Source organism: Arthrobacter cavernae, from assembly GCF_017368795.1.
GTDB lineage: Bacteria > Actinomycetota > Actinomycetes > Actinomycetales > Micrococcaceae > Arthrobacter > Arthrobacter cavernae.
In genome coordinates this window covers 12,771-29,816 of the sequence record NZ_JAFNLL010000010.1, presented here as the reverse complement: position 1 = coordinate 29,816, position 17,046 = coordinate 12,771, and the positions used below count along the sequence as shown (strand labels likewise).

The window sequence follows — 17,046 nt, the reverse complement described above, 5'->3', positions numbered from 1 at the left end:
AACCGTGAGCATGGACCGCGTGGCCTGGAGCTCGCTGTACAACATCACCCGGGCCAAGGCCGGCTCGCAGCCTTTCTCGAAGGAAACGCTCAAGCGTGTGCTGGCCTTCGCCGTCCCGCACCGCGGCAAGCTCGTCGCCTTCGTGCTGCTGTCCATCGTGGGGGCCGTGCTGGCCGTGGCCACGCCGGTCCTGGCCGGGCAGGTGGTGGACTCGATCATCGCCCGTGCCGGCGCCGGCACCGTGATCTGGCTTGCCGCGCTCATCGCCATCGTGGCTGTGGCCGAGGCCGGAGTGGGCCTGGTGACCCGCTGGCTGTCCTCCACCATCGGCGAAGGCGTCATCGTGGACCTTCGCACGCGGGTGTTCGACCATGTCCAGCGAATGCCGATTGCCTTCTTCACCCGGACCCGCACCGGCGCCCTGGTCAGCCGGTTGAACAACGACGTCATCGGGGCGCAGTCGGCCTTCGCCGGCACCCTCTCCGGGGTGGTCAGCAACGTGGTCGCGCTGGCCCTGACCCTCATCGTGATGCTGAACACCTCCTGGCTGGTGACCGTCCTGGCCATGGTCCTGCTGCCGGTCTTCCTGATCCCGGCACGGCGCATGGGTGCCAAGCTCGCCGATTTGCGCCGGGAGGCTGCCTCCCACAATGCGGCCATGGGCACGCAGATGACCGAGCGCTTTTCGGCCCCCGGCGCCACCCTGGTGAAGCTTTTCGGACGCCCGGACGAGGAATCGCACGAGTTTGCGCTGCGCGCCGGACGGGTGCGGGACATCGGCATCCGCACCGCCATGCTGCAGTTCACGTTCGTTACTGCATTGACCCTGGTGTCCGCACTGGCCCTGGCCCTGGTCTACGGCCTGGGCGGCTGGCTCGCCATCGACGGGCAACTGGCCGCCGGCGACGTCGTGGTCCTCGCCCTCCTGCTCACCCGCCTGTACGCACCGCTCACGGCGCTGTCCAACGCCCGCGTGGAAATCATGAGTGCCCTGGTCAGCTTTGAACGGGTGTTCGAGATCCTGGACCTGAAGCCGCTCATTCAGGAAAAGCCCGGCGCCGTGGTTGTTCCGGCGGGCCCCGTGGCCGTGGAGTTCGACGACGTCCGCTTCGCGTACCCGTCCGCGGACAAGGTTTCGCTCGCCTCGCTCGAGGACGTGTCCACGCTCGATACCCGCGGCGGCGAGGAGGTGCTCCACGGCATCAGCTTCCGGGTGGAGCCGGGCCAGACGGTTGCCCTGGTGGGTTCCTCGGGCGCCGGGAAGTCCACCATCGCCCAGCTGCTGTCCCGCCTGTACGACGTCGACTCAGGCGCCGTGCGCCTGGGCGGCCACGGCCCGCGGACCGGCCTGGACGTCCGCGACGCCACCTTCGATTCGCTGCGCGGAACCCTCGGCATGGTCACCCAGGACGGCCACCTCTTCCACGAGAGCATCGCCTCCAATCTGCGCCTGGCCCGTCCGGACGCCACGGAAGAGGACATGTGGGACGTGCTGCGGCGAGCCCGGCTCGAAGCCATGATCCGCTCCCTGCCGGACGGCCTGGACACCGTGGTGGGGGAGCGCGGCTACCGGCTGTCCGGCGGCGAACGCCAGCGGCTCACCATCGCCCGCCTGCTCATTGCCCAGCCCCGTGTGGTCATCCTGGACGAGGCCACGGCCGCGCTGGACTCCACCAACGAGGCCGCCGTCCAGGCGGCCCTGGGCGAGGCGCTCGAGGGGCGCACCGCCGTCGTGATCGCCCACCGGCTCTCCACCATCCGGGCCGCCGACGTCATCCTGGTGGTCGAGGACGGTTCGATTGTGGAACGGGGCACGCACACCGAGCTGCTGGCCGCCGAGGGGCGTTACGCCGAGCTCTACCGGACGCAGTTCGCCGAGGCCACGGCCGCAGCAGAGGAAGCCGTCCCGGAGCTGTAGCCGGCTGCTACTCCGCGGCGAGGGCGGGCAGGACGTGGTCCGTGAGCAGCGGGGCCAGGTCATCCGGCAGTTCGGCGGCGAGGTCCAGCCAGCGGATCTCGGCGATCTCCGCCGAAGGGTGGGCCTCCCACACGCCCGGTGCCGTGAAGACCGTGGCCTCGATGTCCGTGGCGGACTCGTTCGCGGCAACGGCCAGCCACACGCCCATGGGGGCCAGGTCCTCCGGCGCCACCACGATGCCGACCTCTTCAGCCAGTTCCCGGGACGCCGCCTGTGCCGCCGTCTCGCCGGCTTCCGGCTTGCCGCCGGGGTGCATGAACTTGTCCGTGCCGCGCTTGCGGACGGTCAGCAGCCGGCCGGCGGCGTCGAACACACAGACGGCGCTCACGACGATCAGCTCCTTGGAGCCCTGCGTTGCAGTCACTGCTGCCTCCTCAAATGCGATTCCAGCAGCAAGTCCTTGGCAGGACCGTGGACGTCCCAGGTGTAGCTGAAAGCGTGCTGCCCGTCCCGGACATAGTTGACTTTGTAGTCATCGGGATCGCACCAGTGCCGGTCCTCGTTGGCCTGTTTGGCGAAGCTCATGACATGGAACGGGCGGCCGTCGGGGAAGAACACGTCCATGGCCTCTGGCGTTCCGGAGGGGCGCAGCAGGTATTCGCGGAAGGCGGGCCCCGAATGGGTGGGCCAGCGCATGGTGCCCTCTTCACGGTAGAGCAGGCCGCCGTCGGGGGTTTCGGAGTAGGTCACGACGCCGGTGAAGGTTCCGTGCGTGCCGGAAGCCCGGTCCCACAGGGTCCGTTCGACGGCCCAGCTGCCGGCCAGATAGGCCCGCAGGTCCTGGGTGGGCTGCTGGTGGTTCAAGTGCCCTCGATTGGAATCGAACCAACGACACCGGCTTTAGGAGAGCCGTGCTCTATCCACTGAGCTACGAGGGCCTGCGTGTACCGGGCAGGGCCACGAAACATGCGGCTCGCCGGACACGACTACAAGCATACAAGCTGTGGTGGCAGCCACCGAATGGACACCGTCGGCGGGCGGCGGCAGTCCGGCTCAGTCCTTGGCTTTCCGCCGCCCCAGGAATACTGCGGCCGCTCCGGCAAGCAGGCTCAGTACGAAAAGCACCCAGGACGCAACCGTCAGGGCGGACGCCATGGCGACAGATCCGGCGTCGGGGGCTGCGGATCCGAGCAACCCGTCAATGGCGGCGTTGCCCCACAACCGGACCACCACAAACAGCAGCGGAGCCGCCCACAGGGCCCAGCGCAGCGCCTTCCTGGCCACGTTGGTGCCGATCAACAGGAGCCAGCTGAAGCCGAAAATCAGAGGGAACAACGTTCCGGCGGTCTTGTGGACGTAGTTGAGCTGTCCCCGCGCGGACTCGTCCATGGCTGCCCGCAGTTGCGTCACGTAATCCTGGGAGAAGCCGCCAATGAGTGAATCAGGCATGGCCAGGCCGCCGGACAACTGCGTCATCTGGTTCAGTGTCAACAGGTGCAGGTACCAAAACAGGAACAGGCTGGCCACGACGCCGGCAATGACGATCAGCTTGGAGTTGTTCTGGGCCTTCTCCGGCGTCCGCTGCGTGGTGGGATTGATCACCGGCGGCAGATTGTGCTGCGGTACGGCGGCTTTGGCGCCGTGTTTCTTGATGCGCTGGGCTGGTGTCTTGGCCATGCCTTCATTATCCCGCCACCTAAGCTGGAGGCATGACCACCGGCCGGCACACCGCCATTGACCTCGATCCAAGCCTCGACGACTACCAGCTTGCTGCGGCGCTGGTCCGGGAGGCCGGGCAACTCGCGCTGCTGATGCGGATGGGCGGCTTGCAGGCCCAGCGGAAGACCTCCGTTTCGGACGTCGTCACCGCCGCCGACCACGCGGCCGAGGCCTATGTCCTGGAGCAGCTGCGCCGTTGCCGCCCGGACGACGGCATCCTGGGTGAGGAAGGCGCCGCGGTGGCAGGCACCAGCGGGCGCACCTGGGTGATCGATCCCGTGGACGGTACGTACAACTTCCTGCACGGTTCCACCTATTGGTGCTCGGCGATCGCCTTGAAGGCCGACGACGCCGGAACCGCCCCTGCCGGCGCAGCGGACCCGGCGGTCCTGCTGGGGGCCATCTACCAGCCCGAGCCGGACAAGCTGTGGCTCGGCGGCGAGCAGCATCCTGCCACCCTGAACGGTGAACGGATTGCCGGGCCGTCCGAAGCCCCCCTCGGGGAGCTTTGCGCAGCCACCTACATCCACCCGACATGGCTGGCCGACCCCCGTTCCGCCATGCCCTGGCACGCCGCCGCTGTCTCCGCGGCCTCGCTGCGGATGTTCGGCTCCGGCTCGTGCGATCTGGGCAGGGTCGCCGACGGCGAGCTCGGCTGCTGGTTCCAGCACAGCTGCCCCGAATGGGACTGGCTCCCCGGCAAGGCGATCGTCCACGCCGCGGGCGGGGACACCGGCGTCGTGCGTGTCAACGGACTGGACTGGTTCATCGCCGGTGGCCCGACGGCGGTCCGCGAGCTCCGCGCTGCGCTCACCTCTGTGCCGCAGTTTGCCTGACCGTTGAGTGTCGGCCCCACCGCCTAGACTTGATTCACCATGGATATGTTGTTTGACCCCTACGCCGACGGCCCCTTCAAAGCCGCCACTACCGCTCCTGCCTTGCGCACGGACGCCGGAAGCGGTGCAGGCCGCCCTGCCGGAAACGCCGGGGGAGGCCCATCCGGGCACCCTGCGGGAAGCGACAGTGCAGGGACCTGGGGGAACCCGGGCGCCGGGCTGCCCTCCGCCGATGAGCTGCTGCAGGGACTGAACCCGCAGCAGGAAGAAGCCGTCAAGCACGCCGGGAGCCCGCTGCTGATCGTGGCCGGGGCAGGCTCGGGCAAGACTCGGGTGCTCTCCAACAGGATCGCCTACCTGATCGCCACCGGCCGGGCCCACCACGGCGAGATCCTGGCCATCACGTTCACCAACAAGGCCGCCGCCGAAATGCGTGAACGCATTGAGGAACTGGTGGGTGGCCGGGCGAAGACCATGTGGATCTCCACGTTCCACTCCTCCTGCGTGCGGATCCTGCGGCGAGAAGCCGCCAACGTGGGCCTCAAGTCCAACTTCTCCATCTACGATTCCGCGGACTCGCTCCGGCTCATCACCCTCGTGGCGAAGAACCTGGACCTTGACCCCAAGAAGTTCGCCCCCAAGGCCATCCAGCACAAGATCTCGGCGCTCAAGAACGAGCTCATCGACGCTGATTCCTACGTCTCCTCGGCCAACTACAGCGATCCTTTTGAGCAGGCCGTCGCCGAGGTCTTCAAGGGCTACACCCAGCGCCTCCGCCAGGCCAACGCCATGGACTTTGACGACCTCATCGCGGAGACCGTCTACATGTTCCGCGCGTTCCCTGCGCTCACTGAGTCCTACCGCCGCCGCTTCCGGCACGTCCTGGTGGACGAATACCAGGACACCAACCACGCCCAGTACGCCCTGGTCCGCGAGATTGTGGGCATCGGCGCGGACTCCGGTTCCGGAGTGGAGCCCAGCGAACTCACCGTGGTGGGAGATTCCGACCAGTCCATCTACGCCTTCCGCGGCGCGGACATCCGCAACATCGTGGAGTTCGAGCACGACTATCCGAACGCCCGCACCATCAAGCTCGAGCAGAATTACCGCTCTACGCAGAACATCCTGAGCGCCGCCAACTCGGTGATCTCGCGCAACCCGAACCGCCAGGAGAAGCGGCTCTGGACGGCCGAGGGCGACGGCGAGAAGATCATCGGCTACGTGGGTGAGAACGAACACGACGAAGCCCGGTTCATCGCCAAGGAGATCGACCGCCTGCAGGACCAGGACGGCCTGCGTCCCGGAGACGTCGCCATCTTCTACCGCACCAACGCCCAGTCCCGGTCCATCGAAGACGTGCTGGTGCGGGTCGGACTGCCGTACAAGGTGGTGGGCGGCACCCGCTTCTACGAGCGCAAGGAAATCAAGGACGCCCTGGCGTACCTGCGCGTGCTGGTGAACCCGGACGACGACGTCAACCTTCGCCGTGTGCTTAACGAACCCAAGCGCGGGATCGGGGACCGTGCCGAGGGCGCCGTGGCAGCCCTCGCCGAGCGCGGCCGCACCTCCTTCATGGCCGCGGCCCGGCTCGCGGACCAGGCCCCGGGCATGGCCACGCGCTCCATTAACGCCGTGCTGGGCTTCGTGAAGCTCCTCGACGACCTCGCCGAGGTGGCCTCCGGCTCCGGTGCGTCCGCGGCCCTGGAAGCAGTCCTGGAACAGACCGGCTACCTTGCCGGGCTGCGCGCCAGCGGCGACCCCCAGGACGAGTCCCGGGTGGAAAACCTGGCCGAACTGGTGGCCGTGGTCCGCGAGTATGAGCGCGACAACCCTGAAGGTTCGCTGGGCGAGTTCCTGGAGCAGGTCTCCCTGGTGGCCGACGCCGACCAGATTCCGGATGCCCCGGGCGCGGACATCGACGCCGCGGTGGCCGAGGCCAAGCGCCTGGGGGTGGTCACCCTGATGACCCTCCACACGGCCAAGGGCTTGGAGTTCCCGGTGGTGTTCCTGACCGGCATGGAACACGGGATTTTCCCGCACCAGCGCTCCGCCACGGATCCCAAGGAGCTCGCGGAGGAGCGCCGCCTCGCCTACGTGGGCCTTACCCGCGCCCGCAAGCGGCTCTACGTGACCCGGTCCGAGGTGCGCAGCATGTGGGGGCAGAGCCAGTACAACCCGGCCAGCCAGTTCCTGGAGGAGATCCCCTCCGAGTTGCTGGACTGGAAGCGCGAGGGCACCTCCCGGCCGTCCAGTGGCTGGGGCAGCCCGTCCATCGGGTCCAGCCGCTACGGCGGCTCCTTCTGGGGCGCGGGTGCATCACGCGGTGCGGCAGCCGATTCATCGGCCGGTTTCAACGCTGACGCCCCGGCCGCCGTCGTGCGCAATCGCGTGCAGCCGCAAAAGGAAGTTGTCGCCGTCGCGGTGGGGGACAGGGTCAACCACACCAGTTTCGGCAACGGGACCGTCATCGGCGTCGAAGGCGCGGGGGACAAGACGGTCGCGAAGGTGAAGTTCGACGTCGGCGAGAAGCGGCTGCTGCTGCGTTACGCCCCGCTGACCAAGCTGGAGCAGTGAGCCGCCGGACGCCGGCGTCATGCCCCGGAAATCCGCGCCATGCTGCGGATTTTCTACACGCGATAGAAGTGTAAGGTTACTCACTTAACCGGTAGTGTGTAGCAGGCGGGACTCCTCTTCGGGCTAAAGTTCCGAAAGGACCTTACGCAATGTGACCGGCTCCCAAACCGGTCGTTTGACGCGTATTCTCCGCAGCCGGCCATCGCGGTCACCGTGGTTTCCGGCTGAACAGAAACTACTTCGACGTAGAAGGACACTAAACCGTGGACCTGTTTGAATATCAGGCGCGCGATATGTTCGAAGCGCACGGTGTACCCGTGCTCGCCGGCATCGTGGCGCACACTCCTGAAGAAGCAAAGGCAGCTGCCGAGAAGATCGGCGGCGTTACTGTCGTAAAGGCACAGGTTAAGGTCGGTGGCCGCGGCAAGGCCGGCGGCGTCAAGGTTGCCAAGACCGCCGAAGAGGCGCTTGAGCACTCCACCAACATCCTGGGCATGGACATCAAGGGCCACACCGTCAACAAGGTGATGATCGCCCAGGGTGCTGACATTGCTGAGGAATTCTACTTCTCGGTCCTGCTGGACCGCGCCAACCGCAACTACCTGGCCATGTGCTCGGTGGAAGGCGGCATGGAAATCGAGCAGCTCGCCGTTGAGCGTCCCGATGCCCTGGCCAAGATCTCCATCGACCCGGCCGTCGGCATCGACCAGGCCAAGGCCGACGAAATCGTCGCCGCAGCAGGTTTCGCCGAGGAACTGCGTGCCAAGGTTGCCGACGTCATCCTGAAGCTGTGGGACGTCTTCAAGAAGGAAGACGCAACCCTGGTTGAGGTCAACCCGCTGGTCCGCACCGGCGCAGGCGACATCGTTGCCCTCGACGGCAAGGTCTCCCTCGACGAGAACGCCGACTTCCGCCACGTCCACCACGCCGAGCTGGAGGACAAGGACGCAGCGGACCCGCTCGAGGCCAAGGCCAAGGCGCAGGACATCAACTACGTCAAGCTGGACGGCGAAGTGGGCATCATCGGCAACGGCGCCGGTCTTGTCATGTCCACCCTCGACGTCGTTGCATACGCCGGCGAGAACCACGGCAACGTGAAGCCCGCCAACTTCCTGGACATCGGCGGCGGCGCCTCGGCTGAGGTCATGGCTGCCGGTCTCGACGTCATCCTGGGCGACGAGCAGGTCAAGAGCGTGTTCGTCAACGTCTTCGGTGGCATCACCGCTTGTGACGCTGTTGCCAAGGGCATCGTCGGTGCGCTGGCCGAGCTCGGCAAGTCCGCCAACAAGCCGCTGGTTGTCCGCCTCGACGGCAACAACGTCGAGGAAGGCCGCCGCATCCTGACCGAGGCCAACCACCCGCTGGTTACCCTGGCAGCCACCATGGACGAGGGCGCCGACAAGGCCGCCGAGCTCGCCAACGCAGCTAAGTAAGGGACGCGAGAATGTCTATCTACCTCAACAAAGACTCCAAGGTCATCGTCCAGGGCATCACCGGCGGCGAAGGCACCAAGCACACCGCGCTGATGCTCAAGGCCGGCACCAACGTCGTCGGCGGCGTCAACGCCCGCAAGGCCGGCACCACGGTGCTGCATGGCGACAAGGAAATCACCGTCTTCGGCACCGTCAAGGAAGCCATCGCGGAGACCGGCGCCGACGTCTCGATCGTTTTCGTTCCGCCGGCATTCACCAAGGCCGCTGTCGTGGAAGCCATCGAAGCCGGCATCGGCTTGGTTGTCGTCATCACCGAAGGCGTCCCGGTTCAGGACTCCGCCGAGTTCTGGGCGCTTGCCCAGGCAACCGTTGACACCGACGGCAAGCAGATCACCCGCATCATCGGGCCGAACTGCCCCGGCATCATCACCCCCGGTGAAGCCCTGGTCGGCATCACCCCGGCAAACATCACGGGCAAGGGCCCCATCGGCCTGGTTTCCAAGTCCGGTACCCTGACCTACCAGATGATGTACGAACTGCGCGACCTCGGCTTCTCCACCGCCATCGGCATCGGCGGCGACCCGGTCATCGGCACCACGCACATCGACGCCCTGGCCGCGTTCGAAGCTGACCCGGAGACCAAGGCCATCGTCATGATCGGCGAAATCGGCGGTGACGCTGAAGAGCGCGCAGCCGACTTCATCAAGGCCAACGTCACCAAGCCGGTTGTCGGCTACGTGGCCGGCTTCACCGCCCCGGAGGGCAAGACCATGGGCCACGCAGGCGCCATCGTCTCCGGCTCCGCCGGTACGGCCCAGGCCAAGAAGGAAGCCCTCGAAGCTGCTGGCGTCAAGGTCGGCAAGACGCCGTCCGAGACCGCCACGTTGCTCCGCGAAGTCTTCGCAGCACTCTAGGCGCCTGAGACTACGGCACCGCAAGCAACGCGGGGTCACTTCCGGCCCATTCCACCCTGTGGGATAGGCCGGAAGTGACCCCGCGTTGTTGTTTAACTAGGCTGGACCGGTGATAGATCCGTATTTCGTGTCCCGGCAGCGCTTTATCGCCGCCCCCGCCGCCGACATTTTCGAGGTGCTCGCCCAGCCGGCCCTGCACAGCGTGATTGATGGTTCCAACACCGTGAAGAGCGTCCGGCCTAACGGCCCGGCCAGGCTTGGCCCCGGCGCCGTGTTCGGCATGGACATGAACATGAAGATCGACTACAAAATGACCAACACGGTCTGCGAGTTCGAGGAAGGCCGGCGGATCGCCTGGCGACACTTCGGCAAGCACATCTGGCGCTACATCCTGGAACCGGCCGATGGCGGCACCCTGGTCACCGAGGAATGGGACGCCCGCGAGGTGCCCACCCGCCTGGTGATGCGCCTGCTTGGCTACGCCCGGCGGAACACGGCCAGCATCGACCGCACGCTGGAGAAGCTGGACGCCCACCTAGCTGGCGGGACGCCGCGCCCCTAGCCGCGACGTCGCGCCGCCAACGGGCGCACCTGACGGGACGAGTCAGGCGGCGGGCGCCTGCGCGATCCGGACAACGTTGCCCGAGGGGTCGCGGAAGGCGCAGTCACGCGGACCCCAGGGCTGGTCGATGGGTTCCTGGAGGACCTCGGCGCCGGAGGCGCGCAGGGTCTCGAAGGTCGCATCGACGTTGTCGGAGCGGAAGACGAACATCGGCAGGACGCCCTTGGTGAGGAGTTCCTGCAGCGCGTCGCCGTCGGCCTGGGAGCGGCCCGCGTGGCACGGAGAGCACGATCTCGAGCCCGGGCTGGGCGTCGCTGCCGAGCGTGACCCAGCGGAACCCGCCCGAGGACACGTCGTTGCTCACTTTGAGGCCGAGCGCGTCGCCGTAGAAGGCGATCGATTCGTCGACGTCGTTGACGGTGATATTGCAGTACTGGAGTTCGATTGTCATAACCGAGACTCTAGTGCCGCGGCCTCCGCGGCCGCTTCTCCAATCCTGCTCGGTCCGTTCCGGACGGGGCGCGTGTGCGTCTTCGCCACACAGGCCGGCATGGCCTTGACCGCGTCGTGTTCCCGGCTCCTGTAGGCGGTGGGAGTCTCGCCGACGATCTCGGTGAACCGCGAACTGAACGAACCGAGGGACGTACAGCCCACCGCCATGCATGCGTCCGTGACGCTCACTCCCGCCCGCAGCAACGCCATGGCACGCTCGATCCTGCGGGTCATCAGGTAGCTGTACGGGGTTTCGCCGTAGGCTGCGCGGAACTGGCGCGAGAAGTGCGCGGGAGACATGAGCGCCTTGCTGGCCATGGTGGGGACGTCGAGCGGTTCCGCGTACTCGCGGTCGATCAGGTCCTTGGCGCGGCGCAGGCACGCGAGGTTCTCCAGATCCTGCGGGGTCATGATGCCACGGTAGCATCCGGCGCATCCGACGTCAGGAGTCTTGCGGGCCATTTTGAATATTTGTTAGTATGTCAGGACAAACTATTAAGGAGAGTTCATGCCCCTCGTCCGCGTTGATGTCAACCAGGGCCGCTCCAGCGAACAGCTCGGCGAGCTGAGCCGCCGGATCCATGGCGCGATCCTCGCTGAATACGGCATTCCCGAGCGCGACTACTTCCATATCGTCACGGAACACCCCCGGGGGCAGATTTTCGCCCAGGATGCCGGACTTGGCTTCGAGCGGACCTCCGATGTGGTCATGATCCAGATTTTTACGCAGGGTGGCCGCAGCCAGGAGGCCAAGCAGTCCCTGTATGCCGCCATTGCCGCAAGGCTTGGGGAGATTGGCGTGGCCGGCGAGGACGTCTTCATCGGCTATGTCGAAAACACCGCCAACGACTGGTCGTTCGGCTTCGGCCGCGCCCAGTACCTCACCGGCGAGCTGGCCGTTCCCCGCAAATAGTCGGTTCCCGACTCGCGGAACAGGGTCTGCGAGGATCTGGGTGAATCGCGTGTCATGTTGTAAGTATGTCAGTACAAACCTTTGACAGGACATGAATTCTGGTGCAAAGTAGGGGATGTGGCCCCGCTCACGCGGGGGCCGTCCAGGCACCGGGCCAAGGCCCGCGCAGAGGTACAGAGTCTCAACAGAAAGGTCCACGATTACCGTGACCCACGAATTGCTCACGATCGGGCGCATCAGTGTTGATATCTACCCGAACGATATTGGGGTGGACCTCGAGGACGTGCATTCCTTCGGCAAGTATCTCGGCGGTTCCCCGTCCAACGTGGCCGTTGCCGCAGCCCGCCACGGCCGCCGCACCGGCGTGATCACCCGGACCGGGGCGGACGCCTTCGGCACCTACCTGCACCGCGAGCTGCGCAAATTCAACGTGGACGACACCTTCGTCACCCCGGTCAAGGAATGGCCCACCGCCGTGACCTTCTGCGCGATCAAGCCGCCGGAGGACTTCCCGCTCTACTTCTACGGCCGTTTCCCCACGGCCCCGGACCTGCAGATCAAGGCCGCAGAGCTGGACCTGGACGCCATCCGGGAGGCCGGAATCTTCTGGTCCACCGTGACCGGGCTCTGCCAGGAGCCCAGCCGCGGGGCACATCTGGCCGCGCACGCTGCCCGTCCGCGCACCGGCCTCAAGGACGGCCAGTTCACCATCCTGGACCTGGACTACCGCCCCATGTTCTGGGCCTCCGAGGAGGAAGCCCGGGCCGAGGTCGCGAAGATCCTCCCGCACGTCACGGTCGCCATCGGCAATGACAAGGAATGCGCGGTGGCCGTCGGTGAAGGAACCCCCGACGAGCAGGCGGACCGCCTGCTCGCCGCCGGCGTCGAGATCGCCGTCGTCAAGCTCGGCCCCGAAGGCGTCATGGCGAAGACCCGCACGGAGCGCGTGGTCTCGGCCCCGGTTCCGGTGGAGACGGTCAACGGCCTGGGTGCCGGCGACTCCTTCGGCGGGGCCTTCTGCCACGGCCTGCTCTCCGGTTGGCCGCTGGCCCAGGTCCTCGACTATGCCAACGCCGCCGGTGCGATCGTCGCCTCGCGCCTCTCCTGCGCCGACGCCATGCCGACGCCGGAGGAAGTCACCTCGCTGCTGGCCGAACGCGGCCGCCTGGTGCCGGCCCTGGCCGGAGCCGGTTCAGCCGGCGACCGTGCAGCCGGAGCCCACACGACACTTTCCCCCGCAGCAGTTTCAGAAGGAGCAACACCGTGAGCCTCAACGAGGATCCCCGCCGCTACGAGCACCTCAGTGCCCTCCGTCTGGAGGATCCGGATGCCGTTGCCCGCGCGGCAGCCACGCGCCGCCGCCACCCCGGCCTGAAGTACGGTGTGCAGAACTTCATCGTTGCCGCCGACCACCCGGCCCGCGGAGCCCTCGGCGTGGGCAACGACCCCGTGGCCATGGCCGACCGCCTGGACCTGCTGGACCGCCTGCAGATCGCCCTGGCCAACCCCGCCGTGGACGGTGTCCTGGCCTCGCCGGACATCATGGATGACCTGCTCCTGCTGGGGGCACTGGAAGGCAAGCTGGTCTTCGGCTCCATGAACCGCGGTGGCCTGGCCGGGCTCGTCAATGAAATCGATGACCGCTTCACGGGCCACACGGCTGCCGCACTGGAAGCCCTGGGCGCCGACGGCGGCAAGATGCTGACCCGCATCTGCCTCGGCGATCCGGACACCGCCACTGCCTTGGAAGCCACGGCGCGGGCCGTCGATTCCCTCGCTGCACGCAAGCTGATCGCCATGGTGGAGCCGTTCCTGTCCGTCCGTGAGAACGGCAAGGTCCGTAACGACCTCAGCCCGGACGCCGTCATCAAGTCCATCGCGATCGCCCAGGGCCTGGGCTCCACGAGCGCCTACACCTGGATGAAGCTGCCCGTGGTGGCCGAGATGGAACGCGTCATGGCCGCCACCACGCTGCCCACCGTGCTTCTCGGCGGGGACCCGGAAGGCACCCAGGACGAGGTCTTCGCCAGCTGGCAGGCCGCCCTCTCCCTGCCCGGCGTCCAGGGCCTCACGGTAGGCCGGACGCTGCTGTACCCGCACGACGGCGATGTGGCCGGCGCCGTCGCCACCGCAGCCTCGCTGCTCAAGACGCCCGTGCTGCAGTCGTCAGTGAAAGTATCGGAGTAGAGCCAATGACAACACGCAGAATGACGGTCGCCCAGGCCGTCGTCGAGTACCTGTCCAAGCAGTACACGGTGGACCGCATCGGCACTGAGGACTACCGCGAACGGTTGATCCCGGGCACGTTCGGCATCTTCGGCCACGGCAACGTTGCAGGCGTCGGGCAGGCCCTGAAGCAGTACCAGGCCGCCGACCCGAGCATCATGCCGTACTACCAGGGCCGCAATGAGCAGGCCCAGGTGCACCAGGCCGTCGGCTATGCCCGGCACACCCGCCGCCGCCAGACGTTCGCGATCAGCACCTCGATCGGCCCGGGTTCCTCGAACCTGCTCACCGGTGCGGCGCTGGCCACCACCAACCGGCTGCCCGTGCTGCTGCTGCCCAGCGACACCTTCGCCACCCGTGTGGCGGACCCCGTACTGCAGCAGCTCGAGCTGCCCTATGCCTACGACATCACGGTCAACGACGCCTTCCGGCCGCTGTCCAAGTTCTTTGATCGCGTCACCCGACCGGAGCAGTTGTTCTCCGCGTTCCACCACGGCCTGCGCGTCCTGACGGACCCGGCCGAGACCGGTGCGGTGACGATTTCCCTGCCGCAGGACGTCCAGGCCGAGGCCTTCGACGTGCCCGAGGAATTCCTGGCCGAGCGTGAGTGGCGGATCCGCCGCCCCGAGGCCGACGACGAGGACATCCGCCGTGCCGCCGAGGCCATCCGCGCCGCCAAGCGTCCGCTGATCATCGCCGGCGGCGGCGTGCTGTACGCCTACGCGAACGAGGAACTGGCGACGTTCGCCGAACTCACCGGCATCCCGGTGGGCAACACCCAGGCCGGCGTCGGCGTCCTGCCGTGGGACCACAAGTTCTCCCTCGGGGCGATCGGCTCCACGGGCACGACGGCGGCCAACGCCATCGCGGCCGAAGCGGACCTGATCATCGGCATCGGCACCCGCTACGAGGACTTCACGACGGCGTCGCGCACGGCGTTCCAGAACCCGGACGTCCGCTTCGTCAACATCAACGTCGCCCCGATCGACGCGTACAAGCACGGCACCTCGCTGCCGATCGTGGCCGACGCCCGCAAGGCCTTGGTCAAGCTGAACCAGGCTTTGGGCGGCTACCGGGTGGGCGCGGACCTCGAAAAGAGGATCGCCGCGGAGAAGCAGCGCTGGGACGGAATCGTGGACGAGGCGTTCGATATACGGCACACGCCGCTGCCGGCCCAGAACGAAATCATCGGCGCCACGAACAAGGCCATGGACGACCACGACGTTGTCATCTGCGCCGCCGGTTCCCTGCCGGGGGACCTGCACAAGATGTGGCGTGTCCGGGATCCCTTCGGTTACCACGTGGAATACGCGTACTCCTGCATGGGCTACGAAATCCCCGGCGGCCTGGGAGTGAAGCGCGCAGCGCTGGCCGAAGCCGCAGCAGGCGGCCCGGACCGGGACGTCGTGGTCATGGTGGGGGACGGCTCCTACCTGATGATGCACACCGAACTGGTCACCGCCGTCGCCGAACGCATCAAGCTGATCGTCGTGCTGATCCAGAACCACGGCTACGCCTCCATCGGCTCGCTCTCCGAGTCGCTCGGCTCTCAGCGCTTCGGCACGCAGTACCGCGTCCTGGACAAGGACCGGCACAGTTTCGACGCCGGCGAGAACCTGCCGGTCGACCTCGCCCTCAACGCCGAAAGCCTCGGCGCGAAGGTCATCCGGATCGAGCCGGGAGACAACGTCATTGAAGCGCTCGGCGCAGCCCTCAAGGAAGCCAAGGCGGCCCCGAAGGACAGCGGCCCCATCGTCATCCACGTCGAATCCGACCCCCTGCTGGACGCGCCCAGCTCCGAATCCTGGTGGGACGTTCCCGTCTCCCAGGTCTCCGAGCTCGAATCCACGCAGCAGGCCTTCAAGACGTACACCGACCACAAGAACCGCCAGCGCAAGCTGCTCGGCTAGACACACTACAGACCAAGGAAGTCCGCACATGTCAACGACGACCACACTGACCACCATCAAGCACTTCATCAACGGTGTTGAAACCGCAGGCACCGGCGACCGCAGCCAGCCCGTCTACAACCCCGCCACCGGTGCCGAGTCCGCCCAGCTGCGCCTGGCCAACCGGGCGGACCTGGACGCCACCGTCGCCGCTGCCCGCGCCGCCGCAGACAGCTGGGGCGACATCTCCCTGGCCAAGCGCACCGCGGTGCTGTTCAAGTTCCGTGAACTGGTGGCCGCCCACGTGGACGAACTTGCCGCCCTCATCACTGCCGAGCACGGCAAGGTCCTCTCCGACGCCAAGGGCGAGATCGGCCGCGGCCTGGAGGTCATCGAGTTCGCCTGCGGCATCCCGCAGCTGCTCAAGGGCGAGTACTCGGACCAGGTCTCCACGGGCATCGACGTCTTCTCGTTCCGCGAGCCGCTCGGCGTGGTTGCCGGCATCACGCCGTTCAATTTCCCCGTCATGGTGCCGCTCTGGATGGCGCCCATGGCGATCGCCGCCGGCAACGCCTTCATCCTCAAGCCTTCCGAACGCGACCCCTCCGCCTCGATGCTGCTCGCAAAGCTGTGGAAGCAGGCCGGCCTGCCGGACGGCGTCTTCCAGGTACTGCACGGCGACAAGGAGACCGTCGAAGGCCTCCTGACGCACCCGGACGTGGACGGCATCTCCTTCGTGGGCTCCACCCCGATCGCCCAGTACGTCCATGAGACCGCCACCAAGCACGGCAAGCGGGTCCAGGCCCTGGGCGGCGCGAAGAACCACGCGATCGTGCTGCCCGACGCCGATCTCGACAACGCCGCCGACCACCTGGCCGCCGCCGCCTTCGGCTCCGCCGGCGAACGCTGCATGGCCATCTCCGTGGCGGTCGCCGTCGGCGATGCCGCAGACCTGCTGGTCAAGAAGGTCGAAGAGCGTGCCCTGGCCGTGAAGGTCAAGAACGGCACCGAGCCCGACGCCGACATGGGTCCGGTCATCACGCCCGCCTCCAAGGAGCGCATCGTGCGGATCGTCACCGAAGCGGAAGCTGCCGGCGCCGCCATGGTGGTGGACGGCCGCGACCTGGTGGTCCCCGGCCATGAGGAGGGCTTCTGGGTCGGCCCCACCGTGATCGACCACGTCACGGCCGGAATGAGCGCCTACCAGGAAGAGATCTTCGGACCGGTCCTGGTGGTGGTCCGCGTGGAGGACTTGGACGAGGGCATCAAGCTCATCAACGCCAACCCCTACGGCAACGGCACCGCGATCTTCACCTCCTCCGGCGCGGCAGCAAGGAAGTTCCAGCGCTCCGTCACCGTAGGCATGGTCGGCATCAACGTGCCCCTGCCCGTCCCGGTGGCCTACCACTCCTTCGGCGGCTGGAAGGCCTCGCTGTTCGGCGACAAGCACATCTACGGCCCCGAAGGCGTCTCCTTCTACACCCGCGGCAAGGTCATCACCTCCCGCTGGCCCGAAGCCACCCACGCCTCCGGTGCCTCGTACAACTTCCCGTCCAACTAACAGCCCCTT

At 67.0% G+C, this 17,046-nt stretch carries 15 protein-coding genes, 1 tRNA gene and 1 pseudogene; 11 read left to right on the top strand and 6 right to left on the bottom strand.

The features are described from left to right. The first annotated feature begins 4 nt into the window (after positions 1-4). Complete coding sequence (locus J1902_RS05865; RefSeq protein ID WP_207615320.1) at positions 5-1,918, top strand: ABC transporter ATP-binding protein; 1,914 nt, start codon at positions 5-7, stop codon at positions 1,916-1,918. A 7-nt stretch (positions 1,919-1,925) separates the two neighbouring features. Here J1902_RS05865 and J1902_RS05860 read toward each other — a convergent pair whose 3' ends face one another. The 4 genes from J1902_RS05860 to J1902_RS05845 form a co-directional block, all read right to left on the bottom strand. Continuing rightward, entirely contained in the window at positions 1,926-2,342 is a 417-nt protein-coding gene (locus J1902_RS05860; protein WP_207615319.1) for an NUDIX hydrolase, read from the bottom strand. Continuing rightward, positions 2,339-2,782 carry a DUF6314 family protein gene (locus J1902_RS05855; protein WP_207615318.1) on the bottom strand — a complete coding sequence of 148 codons (444 nt, stop codon included), beginning with the start codon at positions 2,780-2,782 and terminating at the stop codon, positions 2,339-2,341. Before J1902_RS05855 ends, J1902_RS05860 begins: the two co-directional genes overlap by 4 nt. 1 nt (position 2,783) lies before the next feature. Continuing rightward, positions 2,784-2,856: transfer RNA gene (locus tag J1902_RS05850), tRNA-Arg, on the bottom strand. A gap of 115 nt (positions 2,857-2,971) precedes the next feature. After that, complete coding sequence (locus tag J1902_RS05845) at positions 2,972-3,595, bottom strand: hypothetical protein (protein WP_207615317.1); 624 nt, start codon at positions 3,593-3,595, stop codon at positions 2,972-2,974. Between the two features lie 32 nt (positions 3,596-3,627). Between J1902_RS05845 and J1902_RS05840 the strand changes: the two genes are divergently transcribed. The 5 genes from J1902_RS05840 (at position 3,628) to J1902_RS05820 (ending at position 9,956) form a co-directional block, all read left to right on the top strand. Beyond that, complete coding sequence (locus J1902_RS05840) at positions 3,628-4,473, top strand: inositol monophosphatase family protein (protein ID WP_207615316.1); 846 nt, start codon at positions 3,628-3,630, stop codon at positions 4,471-4,473. Between the two features lie 39 nt (positions 4,474-4,512). Further along, positions 4,513-7,047: a DNA helicase PcrA gene (gene pcrA / locus J1902_RS05835; RefSeq protein WP_207615315.1), complete on the top strand. Its 2,535-nt coding sequence runs from the start codon at positions 4,513-4,515 to the stop codon at positions 7,045-7,047. 263 nt (positions 7,048-7,310) lie between these two features. Continuing rightward, positions 7,311-8,480, top strand: a complete 1,170-nt coding sequence (sucC, locus tag J1902_RS05830) for an ADP-forming succinate--CoA ligase subunit beta (protein WP_207615314.1) — start codon at positions 7,311-7,313, stop codon at positions 8,478-8,480. Between the two features lie 11 nt (positions 8,481-8,491). Further along, a complete protein-coding gene (gene sucD / locus J1902_RS05825; RefSeq protein ID WP_207615313.1) occupies positions 8,492-9,394 on the top strand; it encodes a succinate--CoA ligase subunit alpha in 903 nt (300 codons plus the stop codon). Positions 9,395-9,503: 109 nt separating this feature from the next. Continuing rightward, positions 9,504-9,956, top strand: a complete 453-nt coding sequence (locus J1902_RS05820) for an SRPBCC family protein (RefSeq protein WP_207615312.1) — start codon at positions 9,504-9,506, stop codon at positions 9,954-9,956. A gap of 42 nt (positions 9,957-9,998) precedes the next feature. Here the strand turns inward: J1902_RS05820 and J1902_RS05815 are convergent. Both J1902_RS05815 and J1902_RS05810 read right to left on the bottom strand, forming a co-directional pair. Further along, a pseudogene (locus J1902_RS05815) lies at positions 9,999-10,407 on the bottom strand (VOC family protein). After that, on the bottom strand, positions 10,404-10,859 hold the full coding sequence (locus J1902_RS05810) for a helix-turn-helix transcriptional regulator (RefSeq protein WP_207615311.1): 456 nt from the start codon (positions 10,857-10,859) through the stop codon (positions 10,404-10,406). The pseudogene J1902_RS05815 and the gene J1902_RS05810 overlap by 4 nt, the downstream one beginning before the upstream one ends. Before the next feature lie 97 nt (positions 10,860-10,956). Between J1902_RS05810 and J1902_RS05805 the strand changes: the two genes are divergently transcribed. From J1902_RS05805 to J1902_RS05785, 5 genes are all read left to right on the top strand, one after another. Continuing rightward, positions 10,957-11,361 (top strand): tautomerase family protein, encoded by a 405-nt coding sequence (locus tag J1902_RS05805; RefSeq protein WP_207615310.1) that lies wholly within the window; start codon positions 10,957-10,959, stop codon positions 11,359-11,361. 205 nt (positions 11,362-11,566) lie between these two features. Continuing rightward, on the top strand, positions 11,567-12,628 hold the full coding sequence (iolC, locus tag J1902_RS05800; protein WP_307794381.1) for a 5-dehydro-2-deoxygluconokinase: 1,062 nt from the start codon (positions 11,567-11,569) through the stop codon (positions 12,626-12,628). Then, a complete protein-coding gene (locus J1902_RS05795; RefSeq protein WP_207615309.1) occupies positions 12,625-13,548 on the top strand; it encodes a Cgl0159 family (beta/alpha)8-fold protein in 924 nt (307 codons plus the stop codon). Before iolC ends, J1902_RS05795 begins: the two co-directional genes overlap by 4 nt. 20 nt (positions 13,549-13,568) lie before the next feature. Continuing rightward, positions 13,569-15,497, top strand: coding sequence for a 3D-(3,5/4)-trihydroxycyclohexane-1,2-dione acylhydrolase (decyclizing) (gene iolD, locus J1902_RS05790; protein WP_207615389.1), 1,929 nt, complete (start codon positions 13,569-13,571; stop codon positions 15,495-15,497). Positions 15,498-15,525: 28 nt separating this feature from the next. After that, entirely contained in the window at positions 15,526-17,037 is a 1,512-nt protein-coding gene (locus tag J1902_RS05785; RefSeq protein WP_207615308.1) for a CoA-acylating methylmalonate-semialdehyde dehydrogenase, read from the top strand. Positions 17,038-17,046: the final 9 nt, after the last annotated feature.

What these genes read in the sequence shown, in the direction of transcription:
- J1902_RS05845 (WP_207615317.1), bottom strand. Translation starts at nt 3,595, where the DNA reads ATGGCCAAGACACCAGCCCAGCGCATCAAGAAACACGGCGCCAAAGCC.
- J1902_RS05840 (WP_207615316.1), top strand. Translation starts at nt 3,628, where the DNA reads ATGACCACCGGCCGGCACACCGCCATTGACCTCGATCCAAGCCTCGAC.
- pcrA (WP_207615315.1), top strand. Translation starts at nt 4,513, where the DNA reads ATGGATATGTTGTTTGACCCCTACGCCGACGGCCCCTTCAAAGCCGCC.
- sucD (WP_207615313.1), top strand. Translation starts at nt 8,492, where the DNA reads ATGTCTATCTACCTCAACAAAGACTCCAAGGTCATCGTCCAGGGCATC.
- J1902_RS05810 (WP_207615311.1), bottom strand. Translation starts at nt 10,859, where the DNA reads ATGACCCCGCAGGATCTGGAGAACCTCGCGTGCCTGCGCCGCGCCAAG.
- J1902_RS05805 (WP_207615310.1), top strand. Translation starts at nt 10,957, where the DNA reads ATGCCCCTCGTCCGCGTTGATGTCAACCAGGGCCGCTCCAGCGAACAG.
- iolD (WP_207615389.1), top strand. Translation starts at nt 13,569, where the DNA reads ATGACGGTCGCCCAGGCCGTCGTCGAGTACCTGTCCAAGCAGTACACG.
- J1902_RS05785 (WP_207615308.1), top strand. Translation starts at nt 15,526, where the DNA reads ATGTCAACGACGACCACACTGACCACCATCAAGCACTTCATCAACGGT.